We start from the raw sequence: 21,025 nt of genomic DNA, 5'->3' as shown, positions 1-21,025 counted from the left end.
AAGCGCGGGCCACCCGGGCCCGCGGGTATGGATCAAAGGTCGTGATGCAGGTACTTCGCTTGCTTGGGCAGGCGCAGGCTGAACAGAAACGCGATCGCCATCATCACGGTCACGTACCAGTAGAAAGAATTTTCCATGCCCCCCGCTTTAAGGCTCAAGGCCACATATTCCGCCGAACCGCCAAAGATCGCATTCGCCACCGCATACGCCAGGCCGACGCCCAGTGCCCGGACTTCCGGCGGGAACATCTCGGCTTTCACCAGGCCGCTGATCGAGGTGTAGAAACTGACGATCGCCAGCGCCACGGTAATCAGCACAAAGGCCAGGAACGGACTGCTGATACTTTTCAGGCTCAGCAGGATCGGCACGGTGAACAGCGTACCGAGGGCGCCGAACCAGAGCATCGAGTTACGACGGCCGATCTTGTCGGCGAGCATGCCGAACAGCGGCTGCATGCACATATAAAGAAACAGTGCGCCCGTCATGATGTAGCTGGCGGTCTTGGCCGGCATGCCGGCGGTGTTCACCAGGTACTTCTGCATGTAGGTGGTGAAGGTGTAGAAAATCAGCGAGCCACCGGCGGTGTAGCCGAGCACGGTGATGAACGCGGCTTTATGGTCGCGAAACAGCGCGGTGATGCTGCCGGCGTCCTTGTTTTCACGCATTTCCTTGCTGGTGGTTTCTTTCAGCGTACGACGCAGGAACAACGAAATCAGCGCGGCCACCGCACCGACCACGAACGGGATCCGCCAGCCGTAGGCACGCAGGTCATCTTCGGTGAGGAACTGTTGCAGGACCACCACCAGCGACACCGCCAGCAATTGCCCGCCAATCAGCGTCACGTACTGGAATGAAGCGAAGAAACCACGCTGGCCCTTGAGCGCGACTTCGCTCATGTAGGTGGCGGTGGTGCCGTATTCGCCGCCCACCGACAGGCCCTGGAGCAAACGGGCGAACAGCAGCATGATCGGTGCCCAGACGCCAATGCTGTTGTAGGTCGGCAGGCAAGCGATGAGCAATGAGCCGAAGCACATCATCAGAATCGAGATCAGCATCGAATTCTTGCGCCCGTGCTTGTCCGCGACTCGGCCAAAAATCCATCCGCCAATCGGCCGCATCAGGAACCCGGCGGCAAACACACCGGCAGTGTTGACCAACTGCACCGTAGGGTTATCGGACGGAAAGAAGGCAGGCGCGAAATAGATCGCACAAAAGGCGTAGACGTAGAAGTCGAACCATTCAACCAGGTTGCCGGACGAGGCGCCGACAATGGCGAAGATCCGCTTATTGCGTTCTTCGCCAGTGTATAGCGGTTCTGAAACAGTAGTCGTTGTCATTGTTTTTCACTCAATGGGGACAGTGTGAGTCTAGACACACTTTGCAACAGCCCCGTTCCGCAGATGCATCAATCCCCTGTAGGCGCTGGCAAGCCAGCGCCTACAGGGAATGCATTGTTCACTCAATAATCAAAAAACACTGTCTCGGCATCAGTGCCTTGCAGGATTACGTTCCACTGATAAACCCCGGTCGCATCTTGCTTCGCCAGCAGCGTAGTGCGGCGCTCGGCCGGTACACATTCGAGCAATGGATCTTCGACGTTAGCAGGCTCGCCATCGAAGTAGATCCGCGTCAACAGGTGCTTGACCAAGCCACGGGCAAACACCAGCACCACCAGGTGCGGCGCCTGGGTTGTACACTTCAGCCCTTCCACGGTGCCCGGTTTGATAGTGGTGAAACGGAACCGACCTTCGGCATCCACCGGTATCCGGCCAAAACCTTCGAAGTTCGGGTCCAGGGGTTTGTCCTGGTCGTCTTCCGGGTGGTCGTATTTGCCGGCGGCGTTGGCCTGCCAGACTTCCAGCATCGCATCGTTGACAACGTCGCCGTTGCCATCGAGCACCTGCCCGGTGATGGCCACGCGCTCACCCAGGGTCTGTTCGACGGTCAGGTTTTCGCGGTTCAGCCAGGTCAGGCCGATGTGGTAGTAAGGTCCGACGGTATGGGATGTGGTCGCAGTCAGCGTCATCTTATTTCTCCATCGGCGTGGCATCGCGGCCGCGCAAAACGATGTCCCAGCGATAACCGAGGGCGTAGGAAGGGATGGTTTTTTCCAGGTCGAAGCTGGCGATCAAGCGTTCTTTGGCACTGGTGTCGGGCACGCAGTTATAGATCGGGTCGTACGCCAGCAGCGGGTCGCCCGGGAAATACATTTGCGTGACCAGGCGCGTCAGAATGCTCGGCCCGAACAGCGAGAAATGAATGTGCGCCGGGCGCCAGGCATTGTGGTGATTGCCCCACGGATAGGCACCGGGCTTGATGGTCTGGAACTGGTACCAGCCATCAGCGTCGGTGACGGTGCGGCCGGTGCCGGTGAAATTCGGGTCCAGCGGCGCGTCGTGCAGATCGCGGGCATGGTTGTAGCGACCGGCAGCATTGGCCTGCCAGATTTCCACCAGAATCCCCGGTACCGGCAGACCATTCTCGTCCAGCACGCGGCCGTGGATGATGATGCGCTCACCCAACGGCTCGCCCTCATGCTGAGCCGTCAGGTCATTGTCCTGCTCGTGGATGCGCTCGGCGCCAATGGTCGGCCCGGTGATTTCCGACAGCGAATGAGGCAAGAACACCAGAGGCTTGGACGGCGAGCGCAGGTTGGTGGATTGGTAAGCCGGGTGCAGGTACGGCGGCTGAGTGCCTTCCTGCGGGCGACGGTAACCAGGCTTGTCAGTCATGAAGCATTCCTCTGTTGTTCTTGTCTTCGAAGCGGGTCAGACGCGCTCGATTGCCAACGCCAGCCCTTGGCCAACGCCGACGCACATGGTCGCCAGGCCTTTCTTGCCACCGGTTTTTTCCAGTTGATGCAGAGCAGTCAAGACCAACCGCGCACCGCTCATGCCCAGTGGATGACCCAAGGCGATGGCGCCACCGTTCGGGTTGACCTGAGGTGCGTCGTCCGCGATCCCCAGCTCGCGCAGCACCGCCAAACCCTGGCTGGCGAAGGCTTCGTTGAGTTCGATCACGTCGAAGTCGCTGACAGCCACGCCCAGGCGTTCGGTCAGTTTGCGCACCGCCGGCACCGGGCCGATGCCCATCACCCGAGGCGCAACACCGGCACTGGCCATGCCCAGCACTTTGGCACGAGCGGTCAGGCCGTGTTTTTTCACGGCTTCGGCCGACGCCAGGATCAGTGCCGCCGCACCGTCGTTCACGCCCGAAGCGTTACCGGCGGTGACGGTTTTATCGGGACCATTGACCGGCTTGAGTTTGGCCAGGGTTTCCAGGGTGGTGTCAGCGCGAGGATGCTCATCCTGACTGACCACGGTTTCACCCTTCTTGTGGGCAATGCGCACTTCGACGATTTCTTCGGCGAAAAAGCCTGCGGCCTGGGCAACGGCGGTGCGTTGCTGGCTACGCAGGGCGAAAGCGTCCTGGTCCTCGCGGGACACTTCGTAGTCATCGGCCACGTTGTCGGCGGTCTGCGGCATCGCATCCACACCGTACTGGGCTTTCATCAACGGGTTGATGAAGCGCCAGCCAATGGTGGTGTCTTCGAGCTTCATGTTGCGCGAGAACGCGGCATCGGCCTTGCCCATCACGAACGGCGCGCGGGACATCGACTCGACGCCACCGGCAATCGCCAGCTCCATTTCACCGCTGGCAATGGCGCGGAATGCGGTGCCAATGGCGTCCATACCCGAAGCGCAAAGTCGATTGAGGGTCACGCCCGGAATGGTCTCCGGCAATCCCGCCAGCAGCAGCGCCATGCGCGCCACGTTGCGGTTGTCTTCACCGGCCTGGTTGGCGCAGCCGAGGAACACCTCGTCCACCGCATTCCAGTCCACCGACGGATTACGCGCCATCAAAGCCTTGATTGGCACGGCGGCCAGGTCGTCGGCGCGAACCGCCGACAGACCACCGCCGAAACGGCCGATGGGGGTACGAATCGCGTCGCAGATATAAACGTCACGCATTATGCTTCTCCTGGGGCTTGGCCGTCGGCCGCTGCAGTACGGGCTTCGAGATCACGCTGTGCCGTCAGCTCGACTTCGGTCGGGTCGGCACTGCTATCGATGTGATCGGCAAAACAGCCATTGGGGCGGACTTCCGCTTGGTATTAACCGACAGTGAAAAAGGCGCCGATGCGCAGCGCCGGAATCACTGAAGATTAAGCCCCTGAAAAACGCCAAACAATCCGATAATCGAATGAGCGTTCGCCTATCGAACACATTGTTGTCTCACTACCGATCATCGGTCAGGTCGCATCCGCATGACTGACCAGGCCCTTGATCACCACAGCCGTCGTGGCGAGCGCCGCCGGAATCACCAGCGCGGTCAGCACTTGCTCGAAATTCCAGCCCAGGCCCAGTAGCGTTGCCCCCATCCATGCACCGAGGATGGCGCCAAAGCGGCCAATGCCGAGCATCCACGACACCCCGGTGGCACGCCCCTGGGTCGGATAGAACCGCGCCGCCAGCGAAGGCATTGCCGACTGTGCACCGTTGACGCACATCCCGGCGATCAGCACCAGGGTCGCCAATATCGTGATGTTGCCCAGGCTCTGCCCTACCGCGTAGGCAAACACCCCGGCCAACAGGTAGAAAGTGCCGATGACCTTGTGTGGATTGAACCGGTCCATCGCCCAACCCACGCCCACGGCACTCAATACGCCACCGAATTGGAACAGTGCGCCGATGAACGCCGCTTGCTCCATGCTGGCGCCACTGTCACGCATCAGGGTCGGCAGCCAACTGGTCAGCAAGTACACGATCACCAGGCCCATGAAGTAGGTCAGCCACAACAACAGCGTGCCGACGCTGTAGGTGCCGGAGAAGATCACCGCGAATACGTTGCGCGCCTTCACGGTTTTCTGTTCCGGCACACTGAAACTGGAAGCCTGGGCCACCACCGTCGGGTCGATCGGCGCCAGCGCCTTGCGCACTTTGTCGGTGCCACGGTTGCGCACGACGAGATAGCGCGCCGATTCCGGCAGCCACAGCAGCAACACGACGCCGAGGATCAACGGCAGGACCCCACCGATCAGCAACAAGCTGTGCCAGCCGAACGTCGGGATCAACTTGGCGGAAATAAATCCGCCCCCGGCCATGCCAAGGTTGAAACCGCAGAACATGCTGGTCACCAGCAAGGATTTCTTGCGCTCCGGGGTGTATTCCGACAGCAACGTAGTGGCGTTGGGCATGCCCGCACCCAATCCCAGGCCAGTCAGGAAACGCAACACGAGCAACTGGTCGACATTGGTGCTGTAGGCCGAGGCCAGGCTGAACGCACCGAACAACAGCACCGCCCCCACCAGTACGACTTTTCGCCCGAAGCGGTCAGCCAAAGGGCCGGAGCCCAGCGCGCCGAACACCATGCCGATCAGTGCCGCACTCATCACCGGGCCAAGACTGGCGCGATCGATGCCCCAGTCCTGAGACAGGGCCGGTGCGATGAACCCCATGGCGGCCGTGTCGAGGCCATCGAGGAAGACAATCAGAAAACACAGGATCACCACTCGCCACTGATAGCGCGAAATGGGTTGAGCGTTGATGAAGGACTGCACGTCGAGGCAGTTACCTACAGCAGACTGAGGCTGGTTCATTATTTTTATTCCACGCAAAAAACGCCGTCGAACAGGTGCCAGCCGTGGCTGACGCTGTTACAGGAAAAAGGGGTGTCGGGATCAGGCGATTCGGGCCTGGCAAGAAAAACAGTGGGAACGGCTGCAGGTAGGGAGCATGCGCATGAGGGGGGCCTCTTCTCATTATTATGGGGTCGTCGTCCGGCGCCGAATCGGTACTGACAGCGCCGGATGACGCTGCCGCGACATTAATGAGCCAAGGGAAAGAGCGTCAATTCATCGAACGCGACTCTGTGCGTTTATCGAACAGCTTAGGTAAACAGCTGGGTACTGAGGTCGCGGCTGGCACTCAACAGGCCGGGCAGGAAGCGCTGTTCCAATTCGTTGCGACTCACCCGTCCGGCGTGGGTGCTGACGTTCAGGGCCGCAACGACCTGACCGGAGGCGTCGTACACCGGAACGGCAATCGAGCGCAGGCCCTGCTCCAGTTCCTGATCGACGATGCACCAACCCTGTTGCCGCACTTCCTGCAAGCACTCCAGCAGTGCTTCGGGGGTGTGGATGGTTCGACTGGTCTTGGCTTGCAGCTCCGCGTGGTCGAGGTACTCACCCAGCGACGTATCATCCAGGGCGGCCAGCAGGATCCTGCCCATCGACGTGCAATAGGCCGGCAAGCGCCCGCCCACCGAGAGGTCAACGGAAATCAGGCGCTGGGTGGTTGCCGAGCGGGCGATGTACAAGATGTCATCCCCTTCCAGGGTCGCCATGTTGCAGGCTTCGTGCAGTTGCTCGCTCATGCGGTCCAGATACGGCTGGGCAGAGACCGCCAGCGGCGTGGAGGAAACATAGGCATGCCCGAGGGTCAGCACTTTGGGTAGCAGGGAATAAGTCCGGCCATCGGTGGTGGCATAACCGAGCTTGATCAGCGTATGCAAGCAACGGCGCACGGCAGCGCGGGGAATTTCCGTGCGATGACTGATCTGGGCGATGGTCAGGTGCCGCTTGCGTTCCTGGAACGCTTGCACGACGGCCAGTCCACGCGCCAGGGACGTCATGAAATCCGGGTCGCCGGTCAGGGCCTGGATCCGTTTGGCGGGTGAAGCGACAATCGGCGGAGCCACTGAAGCGAAAGAATTGCGCAATTGATCGTTCATTTAAGGTCCTTATCCACACGGATCGGTGACTATTACAAGCGGCTACTGGCCTGCTGCACCAGTCCACCCCATCAACATTGGGCGATTATCGAACTATCGACCGATAATCGCAATCGACGCTGTGCGCAATCCCGCCGCTCACTGACCGGGCTGCACGGTTTTCCTGAGATGTTGTTACTCTGGAATCCGTGCGGAATTTACGATTCGATGTAGTTGCCCAAGTTGCTCGACTTAATGGCGTCAGAAAGACATCGCAGCCAAGTGGCATCAGACACCTATCTAGTTAGCCGAAAGTTAGGGGTAACAAACCAATCACACATCAAGATCGACTTTTAACTCATTGGCGATAGTGTTCTGTGATTCGCTCGCTATAATGCAATTCAGTCGCCAAGCGTTTTTTTACTTGCCCAACCGACTACGCGGTGGCGCGAGATTCCATCGCCGCCACCCACAGCAAGCGCCTGACGCTGCCTGCATTTGCATCGCCAACGCGCTCGCTGAACAGGAAACTGATGCTACGTCAGCCGTTCTTCTCTGGTGCCGTGGCCGCCTGCAACATGGAAGTATAGATCCCACTGCCGTAAACGATGCCTTCAAGGGCGTCGTCATTTCGATGAGTGTGGTCAATACATTGAGCAGCGCGTTTTCACCAGAATTTATCTCAACTCAATCAGGTAGCACTGTGACGAAAGACGAACTGCGCGCGGAACTTGAGCGCCAGGAACAACGTTACAAGGAAGTTTACGGCGGGGAAGTCACCACCTACGCCGCCCAGCCCGAACCGGAACGCAAACCCTGGCGTAAACGCGCCACCGTTCAGGATCAGGCATTCATCCAGGAACTGCAGAAGATGGAAAAGGAACTCAAAGCCGAAGAGCCATGACTGCTTCGGCCTGAGTCCTTTCAAGGGTCTGCATTTACACCTGTTAAAAGCGGGATGTATTGATGTTGCCTTTGCGCCCGCTACAAGCGGGCAGCGACCACCTTGACCGTCGGACGAGGTAAAAGGCTCATATCTGACCCTCCTCTCAGAAATTTCATACAAGCATTCAGCACTCTCCTCTCTGGGAGTGAAACCCTTGTGGTGTAAGGCTTTTCAAATAAATTCAATGACTTGCAAGGCCTGAAAAATCACGGATTTTTTGGGTACTGATGCAAAATAATTCGTTGAAGAATGTTACCGATGAGCAGCTAGTGCATCGATTCACAGTCTTTTCTGGCATAATCGCGCCCCCTTATGACCGGGTCAGAAAACCTTCATGATCGATTTATTCAGCGGACTGGATGCTTGGGTGCTTGTGAGCCTCTTGCTCGCCCTGGCTTTTGTCCTCGCCTTCGAGTTCATCAATGGATTTCATGACACCGCTAACGCGGTCGCCACTGTTATCTACACCAAAGCGATGCCGCCGCACCTGGCAGTGTTCTTTTCCGGTGTGTTCAATTTCCTCGGCGTACTGCTGGGCGGCGTTGGCGTGGCGTATGCCATCGTTCACCTGCTTCCGGTGGAACTGCTGATCAATGTGAACACCGGCCACGGCCTGGCAATGGTGTTCTCGTTGCTCGCCGCCGCCATCACCTGGAACCTGGGCACCTGGTACTTCGGCATCCCCGCTTCCAGTTCTCACACATTGATCGGCTCGATCCTCGGCGTGGGCCTGGCCAACGCACTGATCAACGATATCCCCCTGGCTGACGGGGTGAATTGGCAGAAAGCGATCGATATCGCAGCATCGCTGGTGTTCTCGCCGATGGCGGGTTTCCTGATCGCCGCGCTGATACTGATGGGCCTCAAGTGGTGGCGCCCACTGTCGAAGATGCACAAGACTCCGGAACAGCGCCGCAAGATCGACGACAAGAAACATCCGCCGTTCTGGAACCGCCTGGTGCTGGTGATTTCGGCGATGGCCGTGAGCTTCGTACACGGTTCCAACGATGGCCAGAAAGGTATTGGTCTGATCATGTTGGTATTGATCGGTATCGTACCGGCGCAGTTCGTACTCGACCTGACCAGCACCACATACCAGATCGAGCGGACCCGTGACGCGACCCTGCACTTGAGCCAGTTTTACCAGCGCAATAACGAAACCCTGGGTGAATTCCTGGCCCTGGGCAAAAGTGTGGAAGGTGATCTGCCGGAGAAATTCCGTTGCAACCCGCAACAGACCGAACCGACCATCGCCGCCCTGCTCGGCACCCTCAAGGGTGTGGCCGACTATCACTCGCTGACCTCGGAACAGCGGATCGAAGTACGTCGCTACCTGCTCTGCCTGGACGACACGGCGAAGAAAGTCAGCAAGTTGCCAGGCCTGGCGGCACGTGAAAAAGCTGACCTGGACAAGCTGCGCAAAGACCTGACCACCACGACCGAATACGCCCCGTTCTGGGTGATTCTGGCGGTCGCACTGGCCCTCGGCATGGGTACCATGATCGGCTGGAAACGCGTGGTACTGACCATCGGCGAGAAGATCGGCAAGCAGGGCATGACCTACTCCCAGGGCATGTCGGCACAAATCACCACCGCGAGCCTGATCGGCCTGGCCAATATCTTCAGCCTGCCGGTGTCCACGACTCACGTCTTGTCTTCAGGTGTGGCCGGTACCATGGTCGCCAACAAAAGCGGCCTCCAGGGCGGCACTGTCAGAAACATCCTGCTGGCCTGGGTTCTGACCCTGCCAGCCACGGTGGGCCTGTCGGCCGGGCTGTTCTGGCTGGCCTCGAAGGCACTCGGCAGCTGATACGCAGCCGAACGAACAAGGCGCGCTCCGCAAGGACCGCGCCTTTTTTATTGACGTGCAATTCTGCAGAAACAGCAATCCTCCTCTGGGAGCGAACCCTGCATTGTCGATCAGTTTTTCGCAGACAAAAAAAAGGGCAACCGAAGTTGCCCAAAATGCCTTGCGTGCTCATTACATCAAGAAAGACTTACGGTTTTTTCCGCTTGTGCGAGTCCTTCCAGATAAATAATCCGAATCCTGCAAAGAACACCAACATGAGGCTGACGGTCAGCACTCCGGCGATCACCACGTTGTCGAAAAACATGACGCGTCTCCTGCAGTTGCCTTGTTGCGATGGGATTAAGTTATCCAAACAGGCAGGAGAGAATATTGACCGGGATCAATGTGGCCGGATAACGGACGCCGGACCGGGAGTAAAGGAGGGAGAAACTGACCTGCATCAATTAATGCAGTGGGTTTAGCGCTTTTTCGGTTTGTTTTTTGGCTTTTTCTTCGCTTTACCCAAAGGCATGGCCTGCTCGAACGCCTGGCGCACTTCATTCAAGCGCTTGTCGTTGAGGTCATGGATGCGCTTGGCGCGTTCGGCGTTGAGGTCGATCAGCTTGTCGTCTTGGCTCATGGGGTTAAGTGCATCGCTTGAATTGAGATTGCGCTGCCGTATCGATTGGCAGGGTTTTGCCAATAATGCGGTCTGATGACCTCGCTGACCAGTCGCGAACTCAAATCTCGATATCGACCCACAAACCTTGACGTGGCTGATCCTCCATCAGCGGCGCCACGGGCACGGTGTTATCGGCGTTCAATTCATCGCCCGGGATCGCCAGGTGCGCCTCGGGGTCATCATCGGCTTCACGACGGCGTCGTTCACGCTCCTGCCGCCGCCGCTGTTCCTCGCGCAACAGCAAAGTGGCTTCGTCGGAGTCGCGATTTTTCAGGTCAATGGTGCTGTCGCTGGAGCTCTCCTGTGCAGGAACCACAGGTGCAATGTCAGGGCGTGGACGGACCGGGTCATGCTGTGAAGTGATCGGCACGGCACTCAAGGGGAGCATCGGTGGCAGCATATTTAGTGGTCTCCTGTCAGCAGGCTGTCGGCTGCGGGGGTGGCGACTTGAGCCATCGGTCGCAAACTGTGACTCAGTTGGCACTCGTGAATGCCGTACCACCCGCAAAAAATGCATCCGGTTCAACTGGCGGCCTGGCGCTTAAAGCTTGCCGCCGCTCCTATTCTTTTGGCCCTCAAGCCCTCATTCCGTTAAGATAGCCCGCTTTTTCAAGGTGGGAGTCAGGCAGCATGGCGCAGCAGTATCAACCGGGGCAACGCTGGATCAGTGACAGCGAAGCCGAGCTGGGTTTGGGCACCGTTCTGGCACAGGACGGCCGCTTGTTGACCGTGCTCTACCCGGCCACTGGCGACACCCGCCAGTACGCGCTACGGAATGCGCCCCTCACCCGCGTGCGGTTCTCGCCGGGTGACACCATCACTCACTTCGAAGGCTGGAAACTGACCGTTCGCGAAGTCGACGATGTCGATGGCCTGCTGGTTTACCACGGCCTCAACGCGCAGAACGAAGTGGTCACCCTGCCGGAAACCCAACTGTCGAACTTCATCCAGTTCCGTCTGGCCAGCGACCGACTGTTCGCCGGGCAGATCGACCCGCTGCCCTGGTTTTCCCTGCGTTACCACACCCTGGAACACACCAGCCGCCAGTTGCAGTCCGCGCTGTGGGGCCTGGGTGGCGTGCGTGCGCAACCGATCGCACACCAGTTGCACATCGCCCGCGAAGTCGCCGACCGTATCGCTCCACGGGTTCTGCTGGCCGACGAAGTGGGCCTGGGCAAGACCATCGAAGCCGGTCTGGTGATCCATCGCCAACTGCTGTCGGGTCGCGCCAATCGCGTGCTGATCCTGGTGCCGGAGAACCTTCAGCACCAGTGGCTGGTGGAAATGCGTCGTCGCTTCAACCTGCAGGTCGCGCTGTTCGACGAAGAACGCTTCATCGAAAGCGATGCCAGCAACCCGTTCGAAGACACTCAGCTCGCACTGGTGGCCCTCGAATGGCTGGTTGAGGATGAAAAAGCCCAGGACGCACTGTTCGCAGCGGGTTGGGATTTGTTAGTGGTCGACGAAGCGCACCACCTGGTGTGGCACGAAGATCAGGTCAGCCCTGAATATTCGCTGGTCGAGCAACTGGCCGAAACCATCCCTGGCGTACTGCTGCTGACCGCGACCCCGGAACAACTGGGCCAGGACAGCCACTTCGCCCGTCTGCGCCTGCTCGATCCGAACCGTTTCCATGACCTGCACGCCTTCCGCGCCGAAAGCGAAAACTATCGCCCGGTGGCCGAGGCCGTTCAGGAATTGCTGGACCAGGGGCGTCTGTCGCCTGAAGCGCACAAGACCATCCACGGTTTCCTCGGCAACGAAGGCGAAGCCCTGCTGGCAGCCGTCAACGATGGCGATACCGAAGCCAGCGCCCGCCTCGTGCGCGAACTGCTCGACCGCCACGGCACTGGCCGCGTGCTGTTCCGCAACACCCGCGCCGCCGTACAGGGTTTCCCGGAACGCAAACTGCACCCGTACCCGCTGCCGTGCCCGGATGAGTACCTCGAGTTGCCATTGGGCGATCACGCCGAGCTCTACCCGGAAGTCAGCTTCCAGGCGCAGCCGGACGCCAACGAAGAAGATCGCTGGTGGAAATTCGATCCCCGCGTCGAATGGTTGATCGACACCCTCAAGATGCTCAAACGCACCAAGGTACTGGTGATCTGTGCTCACGCCGAAACCGCCATGGACCTGGAGGACGCGCTGCGCGTGCGCTCCGGCATCCCGGCCACGGTGTTCCATGAGGGCATGAACATCCTCGAGCGTGACCGCGCCGCCGCTTACTTCGCCGACGAAGAGTTTGGTGCGCAAGTGCTGATCTGCTCGGAAATCGGCAGTGAGGGTCGCAACTTCCAGTTCTCCCATCACCTGGTGCTGTTCGATCTGCCGTCCCACCCGGACCTGCTGGAACAACGTATCGGCCGACTGGACCGGATCGGTCAGAAACACGTCATTGAGCTGCACGTGCCGTACCTGGAAACCAGCCCGCAAGAGCGCCTGTTTCAGTGGTACCACGAAGCGCTGAACGCGTTCCTCAACACCTGCCCGACCGGCAACGCCCTGCAACATCAGTTCGGCCCGCGCCTGCTGCCTTTGCTGGAAGAGGCCGATGATGGCGAGTGGCAAGCGCTGATCGATGAAGCTCGCACCGAACGCGAACGTCTTGAAGCCGAACTGCATACTGGCCGCGACCGCCTGCTGGAACTCAATTCCGGCGGCGCCGGCGAAGGCGATGCCTTGGTCGAAGCCATCCTTGAGCAAGACGATCAGTTCGCCCTGCCGATCTATATGGAAACCCTGTTCGACGCATTCGGCATCGACAGCGAAGACCATTCGGAAAACGCACTGATCCTCAAGCCGAGCGAGAAAATGCTCGACGCCAGCTTCCCGCTGGGCGACGACGAAGGCGTGACCATCACCTACGACCGCAACCAGGCGCTGTCCCGCGAAGACATGCAGTTCATCACCTGGGAGCACCCGATGGTGCAGGGCGGCATGGATCTGGTTTTGTCCGGCTCCATGGGCAATACCGCCGTGGCGCTGATCAAGAACAAGGCACTCAAGCCTGGCACGGTGTTGCTGGAACTGCTGTATGTCAGTGAAGTGGTTGCCCCGCGCTCACTGCAACTGGGCCGTTACCTGCCGCCGGCCGCCCTGCGTTGCCTGCTCGACCCGAACGGCAACGACCTCTCGGCCCGGGTGTCGTTCGAAACGCTGAACGATCAACTGGAAAGCGTACCGCGCGCCAGCGCCAACAAGTTCATCCAGGCCCAGCGCGATCAGTTGACCCCACGGATCAACGCGGGCGAAGAAAAGATCACCCCGCGTCACGCCGAACGGGTAGCCGAGGCGCAACGTCGTCTGGCGGCCGATACCGATGAAGAACTGGCACGCCTGACCGCCTTGCAAGCGGTCAATCCGACCGTACGCGACAGCGAACTGGTTGCCCTGCGCAAACAACGTGAGCAAGGCCTGGCCATGCTCGAAAAGGCTGCGCTGCGACTGGAAGCGATTCGGGTGTTGGTGGCAGGTTAAGCCCCCCCTGCTCCACCGCTATAAATGAAAAGGCCCGCAGCGATGCGGGCCTTTTTTATTTCCTGTGATTAATCGGCTGCTGCTGATGGGCTCTTCGCGAGCAAGCGCCCGCAGGCTTGGGCTGTTTAAAGCTTCTGTGTTCGACTCGAACACAGAAGCTTGCTCACGAAAGCGATTATGCGGTCGCTGCAACCCCATCTGGCTCTACCACAGCAATCAACCCCTCCTTCATCCGCTTGGCATCGCGCACAAAACACCGCGCAGCCAGGAACAAAAACACCATGGTGAAAAACAGCGCTACCGGGATCAGGTACATCGCATCATGCAGGCCGACAGCCTTGAACGCTTCGGTCATCTGTTCGGCACCGGCGGCAAGCATCGCGGTATGGGCGAAGTGATCGGACAACGCGCCCACCACCACCGGCCCCAGTCCACCGCCCAACAGGTACAAGCCGGCAAAGAACAGCGCCATGGCCGTCGCCCGCAGACGCGGCTCGACCACGTCCTGAATCGCCGTGTACACGCAGGTGTAAAAGTTATAGGCGAACAACCAGCCCAGACTGAACACCGCCACGAACACGCCAATCTCGATCCGTCCCGAATGCAGCGCCCAGGCCGTGCACAGGGTCGATATGATCAGGCTGATCGCGGCAAACAGCAGACGTCCGTTGGCGACCCGTTGATGGATTTTGTCCGCGACCCAGCCACCCAGCGTCAGGCCAACCAGGCCGGTCACACCGACAATCACTCCTGTCGCCACGGCGGCCTCCTGCAAAGGCATCAGAAAGTAACGCTGAAGCATCGGTACCAGAAACGAGTTGCAAGCATAAGTTGCGAAGTTGAAACACAGCCCGGCCATCACCAGCCACAGAAAAGTCGGCACTGCCAAAACCCGGCGGACAGGTCGGTCAATGCGCTCTTGCGAGACTTGTACGCTCTCGGCAGCCCCCCGCTTCGGCTCCTTGATGAAAAACATGAACACCGCCAGGATCAGTCCCGGTACGGCAGCGATGAAGAAAGGTGCCCGCCAGCTGTCGAACGCCTTGACCATCGCCCCGATGGTAAAGAACGCCAGCAACAGGCCCAAAGGCAGGCCGAGCATGAAAATACCCATGGCCCGCGCCCGTCGGTGAGCGGGAAACAAATCGCCGATCAACGAGTTGGCGGCGGGCGCGTAACTGGCCTCACCGATGCCGATACCCATGCGCACGACCAGGAAACTCCAGAAACTGCCGACCATGCCGTTGACCGCGGTCAACCCGCTCCACACGGCCAGCCCCCAGCCCATCAACTTGCTGCGCGAACCGGTATCGGCCATCCGCCCCAGTGGCAGGCCGGCTATCGCGTAGACGAGGGTGAAGGCGGTGCCGATGATCCCCAGCTGAAAGTCGCTGAGGTGCCATTCCATGCGGATCGGCTCAATGATGATGGCCGGGATCGTGCGGTCGAAAAAATTGAACAGATTGGCCAGGAACAGCAGGAACAGAATGCGCCAGGCATTCGCCGCTTGGGTCGAGTTCTGCATGGGTCCGTCTCTTTTATTGTTATGGGGCTTCACTGCCAGCGCATCCGAGCCCGGAACTTGCAATCTAGTCAGGCCCGCGAATGCTGTCTGTCATTATTCGCAAGGCTGATACCCACCCATGGTGGCGGGCGCAGCCCATGCAACAATTTATTTCCAATCGCTCTAAAGCCCATTCCAAAAAGGTTGGATTCATTTAGCCACTATGGCTTGCGCTGCGTGCATGCCCTCTATACTTCAGTGCATTCGCCAGCGTCGATTGCGCAGGCCAGGGTGATTAACGACGGGGCATGCTATGGACTGGCTTGGTCTGCATTTCATTACCGAGCTACCAGTGAACGGGCAGGTCATACTTAACTGCATGCATGACCCCTTTCTGGTGTTACTGGCTTATCTGGTCGCCTGTGCCGGCAGTTTTGCCACACTGGACATGGCCGAACGGGTTGCCCACGCGGAAAACCTCTCCTCCCAACGACTGTGGCGCTGGGTCGGTGCCGGCTGCCTGGCCGGCGGAATATGGGCCATGCACTTTATCGGCATGCTGGCGTTCCAGGTACCGGTCGATGTTCATTTCCAACTGCCCGTCACCTTATTGTCCCTGTTGATCGCCCTGCTCACCTCCTGGCTGGTGATGTACACCCTCAGTCGCCCCTCCCTGAGCGTTTGGCAATGCCTGAAAGCCTCCGTCTGGATCGGCATGGGCATCGCGACCATGCATTACGTGGGCATGGGCGCCATGCAGTCGCAAGCGAAGGTCTATTACCAGCCAGTGTTGTTTGGGCTCTCCATCCTGATCGCGATTGGCGCCAGCCTGGCGGCGCTGTTACTGGCCAGCCATTTGCGCAACGGCACCGGGATGTTTCATCAGTTGTTCAAATACAGCGCGAGCCTGGTTATAGGGGCCGGCATCATCAGCATGCACTTTACGGGTATGGCGGCTTTCAATTTGTTGCTACCCGGCGGCACCGTCCTGCCGCAACCAGGGGAACACAACCACCTGCAATTGGGGGTGACTGTCGCAGTCATGACGCTGCTCATCATTGGCAGCTGCATCAGCGCGGCCCTGGCGGACAAGAAACTGCAAAAAAAGGATCATGACCTGCAACGGGTGAACTCGCTGCTCAGCCAACTCGACCAGGCACGCGTTTCCCTGCAACAGGTCGCGCACTACGACGCCTTGACCAGCCTGATCAACCGACGCGGTTTCAATCAGATCTTCGCCGAGAAGCTCATCGAGAAAACCCATGAAGGTGGCATGCTTGCCGTCCTGTTCCTCGACATTGACCATTTCAAGCGGATCAACGACAGCCTGGGCCATGATGCGGGCGACGAACTGCTCAAGGTACTGGCCAGCCACATCAAGGCCTCGGTACGCAGCCACGAAGATGTCGTGGCGAGATTCGGTGGCGATGAATTCTGCATCCTCATCGATCTGCACGATCGGGACGAAGCCCGACAAATGGCACAACGCATCATGCTGAAAATGAAGGACCCCATCGAGCTGGCCGGGCGGCGCATGGTCATGACGACCAGCATCGGCATCAGCCTGTTTCCGGAGGATGGAAAAACCTGCGAAGAACTGCTGAAAAATGCCGATTTGGCGCTCTATCAGTCCAAGGGTAGCGGTCGCAACGGCTTGAATTTTTTCAGCGCCAATCTCAAGGCCCGGGCCACGCTGGAACTGCAACTGGAAGAAGAACTGCGCCATGCCCTGCGCGAAGACACCGGCCTGATGCTCTATTACCAGCCAATCTACGACCTGAAAACCGGCCAGGCCAGCAAACTGGAAGCGTTGATTCGTTGGCAGCATCCCGTCCACGGCCTCCTTGCACCGGATCGTTTCATTGCCCTCGCCGAGTCCAATGGCCTGATCACCGAACTGGACAAATGGGTGCTGCGCAAGGCCTGCCAGGACCTCGGCGAATTGTCACGACAGGGCTGCGATGAACTGAAGATTGCCGTGAATTGCTCGCCCCTGAGCCTGGGTCGAGAGGAACTGGCCGGGGAAATCGAACAGGCCTTGCGCAGCGCCGCAGTAGCGCCAAGGCGGCTGGAACTGGAGGTGACTGAAAATGCATTGATGGGCAACATCACCGAAACGCTGGTATTGCTGCAGCAGATTCGCGCCCTCGGCGTGTCGCTGTCGATCGATGACTTCGGCACCGGTTACTCGTCCCTGGCCTACCTCAAACGCTTGCCACTCAACACGCTGAAGATCGATCGATCGTTCATTATCGACATCCCCAAATCCGCGCAGGACATGGAGATCGTCCAGGCCATTATCGTCATGGCCCACACGCTGCATCTGGACGTGGTCACCGAGGGCGTCGAAACGTTCGAGCAATACCAGTTTCTCGAACGCCACGGCTGTGACTTTGTTCAGGGGTACCTGCTAAGCCGCCCGGTGCCCCTCAATGATTTACGCCCGGTGCTGGACGAGATCAACCAGCGCAAGCACGCATACACCGTTACGCCGTTGAGTCTGGTTCACGGTACAACTGCACTAATGTAGACGGGTCCTGTTCCAGGAAGCCCTGGCTCCCATGCAATCGCATCAATTGCGCGGCCAGACCGCTGATCGGCGTTGCCGAGCCTTGCTCACGGGAAAACTTCACCGCGGTATCCAGATCCTTGAGCAGGGTTCGCACGTGCCATTTGACCGGTTCGAAACGGCTGTCGGCCATTTGCGGGCCGAGAATCTGCAAAGGTTTTGAGTCGGCAAAACCACCGGCCAGCGCCTCGGCGATCAGGCTCGCATCAACACCGGAGCGCTCCGCCAGCGCCACGACTTCAGCAATAACCAGCGCGTTGCAGGCCACGATCATTTGATTGCAGGCCTTGGTCACCTGCCCCGCCCCGACGGCCCCCATGTGCGTCACGCGCTGGCCAAGGCTCAACAAGACAGGTTTGACCCGATCAAGCGCCGCCGCCTCGCCGCCCACCATGATCGCGAGGCTTCCGGCCTCGGCTCCGACCACGCCGCCGGAGACCGGCGCATCCAGCCAACCCATACCGGTTTTACTGACAAGCTCCGAGGCCATTTCCCGCGTCGCAGTCGGTTCCAGGCTGGAAAAATCCACCAGCAACTGACCGCTTTTCGCCCCTTCGACAATCCCCGCCGCCCCGAAAACCACCTCACGGACGACCGGGGTATCGGCCAGGCACAACATCACCACATCAGCGTGTTGGCACAGCTCGGCAGGCGTGGCGACCTGGCGCGCCCCAGCCTGGACCAGCGGCGCGCACTTGGCCGGATTACGGTTCCACACCGTCAGCGGAAAACCCGCCGCAAGCAGGCGCTTGCACATAGGCAGGCCCATCAGGCCGACCCCGGCAAATCCCAACGAAGGTAGCGTTGACATCATTTGGCCTCCTTTTGATTAAAGAACGTTGAATATTGGCCGATTCATCATGACTTAGGAAAGGATTCCCCCGAGCGACATTCAGGCCAAGGCTTTGAAGCTTGGGACAAATACGCGCTGATAAAAGACGCGAGTTCTCATTCCGTGACGGTTCGACGACAGCGAGTCGCCCGACCACCAGCCCAGGTACATGGCGAACAATGACTTCTAAAAACAATCCGGCCCCTGTGGTATCCGACCTGACGTTGAGCCCTGCGGCGAACAGCCCCGCCCCAATGCCGTCGAAGCCATTGCTCCCGTCCCGCCCGCTGGCGACCCAGCAATACCTGTATTTCACCGAAACCAATACTGACCGCATCCTCGACAACCTCGATGGCCTGCGCGACCTGGTGTTCCCGCGCCCGTCGCATCTGGAAGGCGATAACGAACAGCACAACGATCAGGAATTCCCGTCGGTGTGCCTGATCGGCCTGGGTCGTTGCGGCTCGAACATCGCGCTGGATGTCGCGGAGCTGGTGTACAACGCCCGCAAGTTCTATCTCAACGAATTCAACAACGAAGATCGCCTGTCGCCGGACAAGCGCTTTGCCGAAAAGGGCTACAGCCCGGCCCAATGGATTCGCAACAACCTGCGCCTGGGGCCGAACAAGGCCACCAAACCGGTGTTCCTGGTAGAACCGCTGGTCATGCTCGGCGACCTGGACAAAGACATCGCCGGCCGTATCCGTTTCTCGCGCAAGGGCGAAAAAAGCGGGTTCCTGCGCGACTACAGCAAAATGAAAATCATGGACCTGTCGGAAGTCCACGCCGGTGGCGCCGGTAACGCGCCGATCCTCGGCCAGTACCTGGCCAAGATCATCCTCAATAAGGACACCCAGCGTTTCTCCAGCCCGGACTGGAAAATGATTCACTCCTACCTGATCGACAGCTGTGGCATCAAGGCCAACCAGTCGCGCCTGTATTTCTCGATTTTCAGTGCCGGCGGCGGTACCGGTTCGGGCATGGCTTCGGAGTTCGGCCTGGCCCAGCAGCACTCGTACATGAACAAGACGTTCGACACCAAGCCGATGGACGAGCACGACGGCAAGAGTGGTCATTCCTTCGTCTTCGAACCGATTTTCACCAGCGGTATCTGCGTGCTGCCGAACATTTCCGATCATCGCAGCGAAATGTCCGAAGCCTTGCACATCAACGCCGGTCGCCTGCTGTGCAAATACCTGTCGGAAGAGTGGGACTTCTCCTACAACTTCGCCAACGAGGACAGCAGCGAAGCCAGCGTCATGGGCCGTATCCGCCCATGGAATGCCATGATGCTGATCTCCAACGACATCATGCGTTACGCCGAAGAGAGCGATGACGGCAATATCCAGAACATTGATGTCAATGCCATGGAAAAGCACGCCAACCAATACATCTCACAACAGATCTTCAACATTCTGACGGCACAAGCGGTAACCACCGACTACGACCAGAACTATTTCCGTCGTGCCGGCATCGACATCGGCGAAACCATTCGCCTGGACGCCAACGACCTGTTCATGAGCCTGGCCGGCCCGGTGGCCATTGCCTACGCCGAATCCGTGGTGCCGGAAACCCCGCCGCCGACCAGCGACAAATTCAAGGTGTTCGAGAAAGAACCGCAGCGCCTGAACATCGATGACCTGTTCTTCCGCTCCATCGACCTGCCGCACTTCAACAAGGTCACTCAAGCCATCGAAGGCATCAGCCTGCTGCCCATTGAGTCCAAGCGCTATCGGGCGTCGCTGGAGCAGTACAAGAATTCGGGGTATGACGCGGCCGCGCTGCACGACCTGCACTTCTTCAAGAATTGCTCGTCGGTGGTGTCGATCGTTTCCCTGCCGAAGGACTACAAGCTGTCCTACATGGACCTGAACCGATTGAAGACCCACCTCAACAGTCTGTTCCCCAACACCACGCTCAAGCGCTATGCACTGGTGATCGGCGCCTCGGCCAACCTGTCCCTGACCACGCTGATCGCCAAGAGCCCATGCCTGTCGGACGACTTCCTGACGCTGATCGTTGCGTTCATCAAGCGTTGCTTCGCAAAAAACCCGTACCGCTTCGACGAGACCCTCGACAACTCGATCCTGGACTTCATCATCCATGATCACTTCGACGAAGGCTTGATCGACGACCTGCTCAACGAGTTCGAGAACCCGGCCAAGATCCTCGATACCAACTGGTACGCGATCAAGCCGATGTATGAGAAAAAGTATCGCGAACTGATCAATGACAAGGACAAGTTCGTCTCGATCAACGACATTCGCCTGTCCCGGGATTGCGTGAAAAAAGCCATCAAATACCTGCGCGAGATCTACCGCCACCGCATCGGCAAGACCAAGGTCATTTCGCTGAATAACCACACGGGTAAAACCGCTTACTAAGACCGGCGCCAGACCGCGTCGTGGCGAATCGCGAGCAAGCTTGCTCGCGATGACGACCTTGCCCGCCACACAAATCTCAACATCCAGAAACAATTGAGCAGCCCTTCGGCTGCTCTCTTAACTGTTCCCGT

The 21,025-nt window shown here is 59.0% G+C and carries 16 protein-coding genes and 1 pseudogene; 5 read left to right on the top strand and 12 right to left on the bottom strand.

Annotated features, from left to right (window positions below; translation table 11 throughout):
- Positions 1-32 precede the first annotated feature (32 nt).
- The 7 genes and pseudogenes from AC1Q6D_RS11795 to pcaR all read right to left on the bottom strand — a co-directional run bounded on the left by AC1Q6D_RS11795 (position 33) and on the right by pcaR (position 6,732).
- Entirely contained in the window at positions 33-1,337 is a 1,305-nt protein-coding gene (locus AC1Q6D_RS11795; protein WP_103403541.1) for an MFS family transporter, read from the bottom strand.
- Between the two features lie 122 nt (positions 1,338-1,459).
- Positions 1,460-2,026, bottom strand: coding sequence for a protocatechuate 3,4-dioxygenase subunit alpha (gene pcaG, locus AC1Q6D_RS11790; protein WP_103403542.1), 567 nt, complete (start codon positions 2,024-2,026; stop codon positions 1,460-1,462).
- Between the two features lies 1 nt (position 2,027).
- Positions 2,028-2,732 carry a protocatechuate 3,4-dioxygenase subunit beta gene (gene pcaH, locus AC1Q6D_RS11785; RefSeq protein ID WP_103403543.1) on the bottom strand — a complete coding sequence of 235 codons (705 nt, stop codon included), beginning with the start codon at positions 2,730-2,732 and terminating at the stop codon, positions 2,028-2,030.
- 36 nt (positions 2,733-2,768) lie between these two features.
- Complete coding sequence (gene pcaF, locus AC1Q6D_RS11780; RefSeq protein WP_178083111.1) at positions 2,769-3,974, bottom strand: 3-oxoadipyl-CoA thiolase; 1,206 nt, start codon at positions 3,972-3,974, stop codon at positions 2,769-2,771.
- Positions 3,971-4,063, bottom strand: a pseudogene (locus AC1Q6D_RS11775) (CoA-transferase subunit beta); the annotation flags it as partial. The gene pcaF and the pseudogene AC1Q6D_RS11775, both read right to left, overlap by 4 nt.
- A 189-nt stretch (positions 4,064-4,252) precedes the next feature.
- Positions 4,253-5,599, bottom strand: a complete 1,347-nt coding sequence (gene pcaK, locus AC1Q6D_RS11770) for a 4-hydroxybenzoate transporter PcaK (protein WP_047526498.1) — start codon at positions 5,597-5,599, stop codon at positions 4,253-4,255.
- Between the two features lie 290 nt (positions 5,600-5,889).
- Positions 5,890-6,732 (bottom strand): pca regulon transcriptional regulator PcaR, encoded by an 843-nt coding sequence (gene pcaR, locus AC1Q6D_RS11765; protein WP_095945396.1) that lies wholly within the window; start codon positions 6,730-6,732, stop codon positions 5,890-5,892.
- Positions 6,733-7,414: 682 nt separating this feature from the next.
- On the opposite strand from pcaR, the gene AC1Q6D_RS11760 reads away from it, so the two are divergent.
- The gene (locus AC1Q6D_RS11760) at positions 7,415-7,615 is read left to right on the top strand and encodes a hypothetical protein (RefSeq protein WP_090317178.1); all 201 of its coding nucleotides are present in this window, start codon (positions 7,415-7,417) and stop codon (positions 7,613-7,615) included.
- Positions 7,616-7,991: 376 nt separating this feature from the next.
- Complete coding sequence (locus tag AC1Q6D_RS11755) at positions 7,992-9,467, top strand: inorganic phosphate transporter (RefSeq protein WP_103403545.1); 1,476 nt, start codon at positions 7,992-7,994, stop codon at positions 9,465-9,467.
- 187 nt (positions 9,468-9,654) lie between these two features.
- On the opposite strand, the gene ccoM is transcribed toward AC1Q6D_RS11755, so the two are convergent.
- From ccoM to AC1Q6D_RS11740, 3 genes are all read right to left on the bottom strand, one after another.
- A complete protein-coding gene (gene ccoM / locus AC1Q6D_RS11750; RefSeq protein WP_305887962.1) occupies positions 9,655-9,771 on the bottom strand; it encodes a cytochrome c oxidase subunit CcoM in 117 nt (38 codons plus the stop codon).
- Positions 9,772-9,924: 153 nt separating this feature from the next.
- Complete coding sequence (locus tag AC1Q6D_RS11745; protein WP_007998358.1) at positions 9,925-10,086, bottom strand: hypothetical protein; 162 nt, start codon at positions 10,084-10,086, stop codon at positions 9,925-9,927.
- A 100-nt stretch (positions 10,087-10,186) separates the two neighbouring features.
- Positions 10,187-10,528 carry an aspartate-semialdehyde dehydrogenase gene (locus tag AC1Q6D_RS11740; protein ID WP_103403546.1) on the bottom strand — a complete coding sequence of 114 codons (342 nt, stop codon included), beginning with the start codon at positions 10,526-10,528 and terminating at the stop codon, positions 10,187-10,189.
- A 230-nt stretch (positions 10,529-10,758) separates the two neighbouring features.
- Between AC1Q6D_RS11740 and rapA the strand changes: the two genes are divergently transcribed.
- Positions 10,759-13,605, top strand: a complete 2,847-nt coding sequence (rapA, locus tag AC1Q6D_RS11735) for an RNA polymerase-associated protein RapA (protein WP_103403547.1) — start codon at positions 10,759-10,761, stop codon at positions 13,603-13,605.
- Between the two features lie 175 nt (positions 13,606-13,780).
- On the opposite strand, the gene AC1Q6D_RS11730 is transcribed toward rapA, so the two are convergent.
- Entirely contained in the window at positions 13,781-15,130 is a 1,350-nt protein-coding gene (locus AC1Q6D_RS11730; RefSeq protein WP_103403548.1) for a spinster family MFS transporter, read from the bottom strand.
- A 358-nt stretch (positions 15,131-15,488) separates the two neighbouring features.
- Between AC1Q6D_RS11730 and AC1Q6D_RS11725 the strand changes: the two genes are divergently transcribed.
- Positions 15,489-17,639, top strand: a complete 2,151-nt coding sequence (locus AC1Q6D_RS11725) for a putative bifunctional diguanylate cyclase/phosphodiesterase (protein WP_492573971.1) — start codon at positions 15,489-15,491, stop codon at positions 17,637-17,639.
- Here AC1Q6D_RS11725 and AC1Q6D_RS11720 read toward each other — a convergent pair.
- Entirely contained in the window at positions 17,596-18,492 is an 897-nt protein-coding gene (locus AC1Q6D_RS11720) for an NAD(P)-dependent oxidoreductase (protein ID WP_178083110.1), read from the bottom strand. The two genes, AC1Q6D_RS11725 and AC1Q6D_RS11720, sit on opposite strands and share 44 nt — an antisense overlap.
- Positions 18,493-18,689: 197 nt before the next feature.
- On the opposite strand from AC1Q6D_RS11720, the gene AC1Q6D_RS11715 reads away from it, so the two are divergent.
- Positions 18,690-20,894 carry a hypothetical protein gene (locus AC1Q6D_RS11715; protein ID WP_103403550.1) on the top strand — a complete coding sequence of 735 codons (2,205 nt, stop codon included), beginning with the start codon at positions 18,690-18,692 and terminating at the stop codon, positions 20,892-20,894.
- Positions 20,895-21,025 lie beyond the last annotated feature (131 nt).

This window comes from Pseudomonas sp. MT92, assembly GCF_058792515.1.
The sequence above is the reverse complement of the archived record's forward strand: the minus strand, read 5'-3'. Positions and strand labels throughout refer to the sequence as shown.

Bases quoted from the DNA above. Each gene is read 5' to 3' on its own strand.
- AC1Q6D_RS11795 (WP_103403541.1), bottom strand. From the start codon at position 1,337: ATGACAACGACTACTGTTTCAGAACCGCTATACACTGGCGAAGAACGC.
- pcaG (WP_103403542.1), bottom strand. From the start codon at position 2,026: ATGACGCTGACTGCGACCACATCCCATACCGTCGGACCTTACTACCAC.
- pcaH (WP_103403543.1), bottom strand. From the start codon at position 2,732: ATGACTGACAAGCCTGGTTACCGTCGCCCGCAGGAAGGCACTCAGCCG.
- pcaK (WP_047526498.1), bottom strand. From the start codon at position 5,599: ATGAACCAGCCTCAGTCTGCTGTAGGTAACTGCCTCGACGTGCAGTCC.
- pcaR (WP_095945396.1), bottom strand. From the start codon at position 6,732: ATGAACGATCAATTGCGCAATTCTTTCGCTTCAGTGGCTCCGCCGATT.
- AC1Q6D_RS11755 (WP_103403545.1), top strand. From the start codon at position 7,992: ATGATCGATTTATTCAGCGGACTGGATGCTTGGGTGCTTGTGAGCCTC.
- ccoM (WP_305887962.1), bottom strand. From the start codon at position 9,771: ATGTTTTTCGACAACGTGGTGATCGCCGGAGTGCTGACCGTCAGCCTC.
- AC1Q6D_RS11745 (WP_007998358.1), bottom strand. From the start codon at position 10,086: ATGAGCCAAGACGACAAGCTGATCGACCTCAACGCCGAACGCGCCAAG.
- AC1Q6D_RS11740 (WP_103403546.1), bottom strand. From the start codon at position 10,528: ATGCTGCCACCGATGCTCCCCTTGAGTGCCGTGCCGATCACTTCACAG.
- rapA (WP_103403547.1), top strand. From the start codon at position 10,759: ATGGCGCAGCAGTATCAACCGGGGCAACGCTGGATCAGTGACAGCGAA.
- AC1Q6D_RS11730 (WP_103403548.1), bottom strand. From the start codon at position 15,130: ATGCAGAACTCGACCCAAGCGGCGAATGCCTGGCGCATTCTGTTCCTG.
- AC1Q6D_RS11725 (WP_492573971.1), top strand. From the start codon at position 15,489: ATGCATGACCCCTTTCTGGTGTTACTGGCTTATCTGGTCGCCTGTGCC.
- AC1Q6D_RS11720 (WP_178083110.1), bottom strand. From the start codon at position 18,492: ATGATGTCAACGCTACCTTCGTTGGGATTTGCCGGGGTCGGCCTGATG.
- AC1Q6D_RS11715 (WP_103403550.1), top strand. From the start codon at position 18,690: ATGACTTCTAAAAACAATCCGGCCCCTGTGGTATCCGACCTGACGTTG.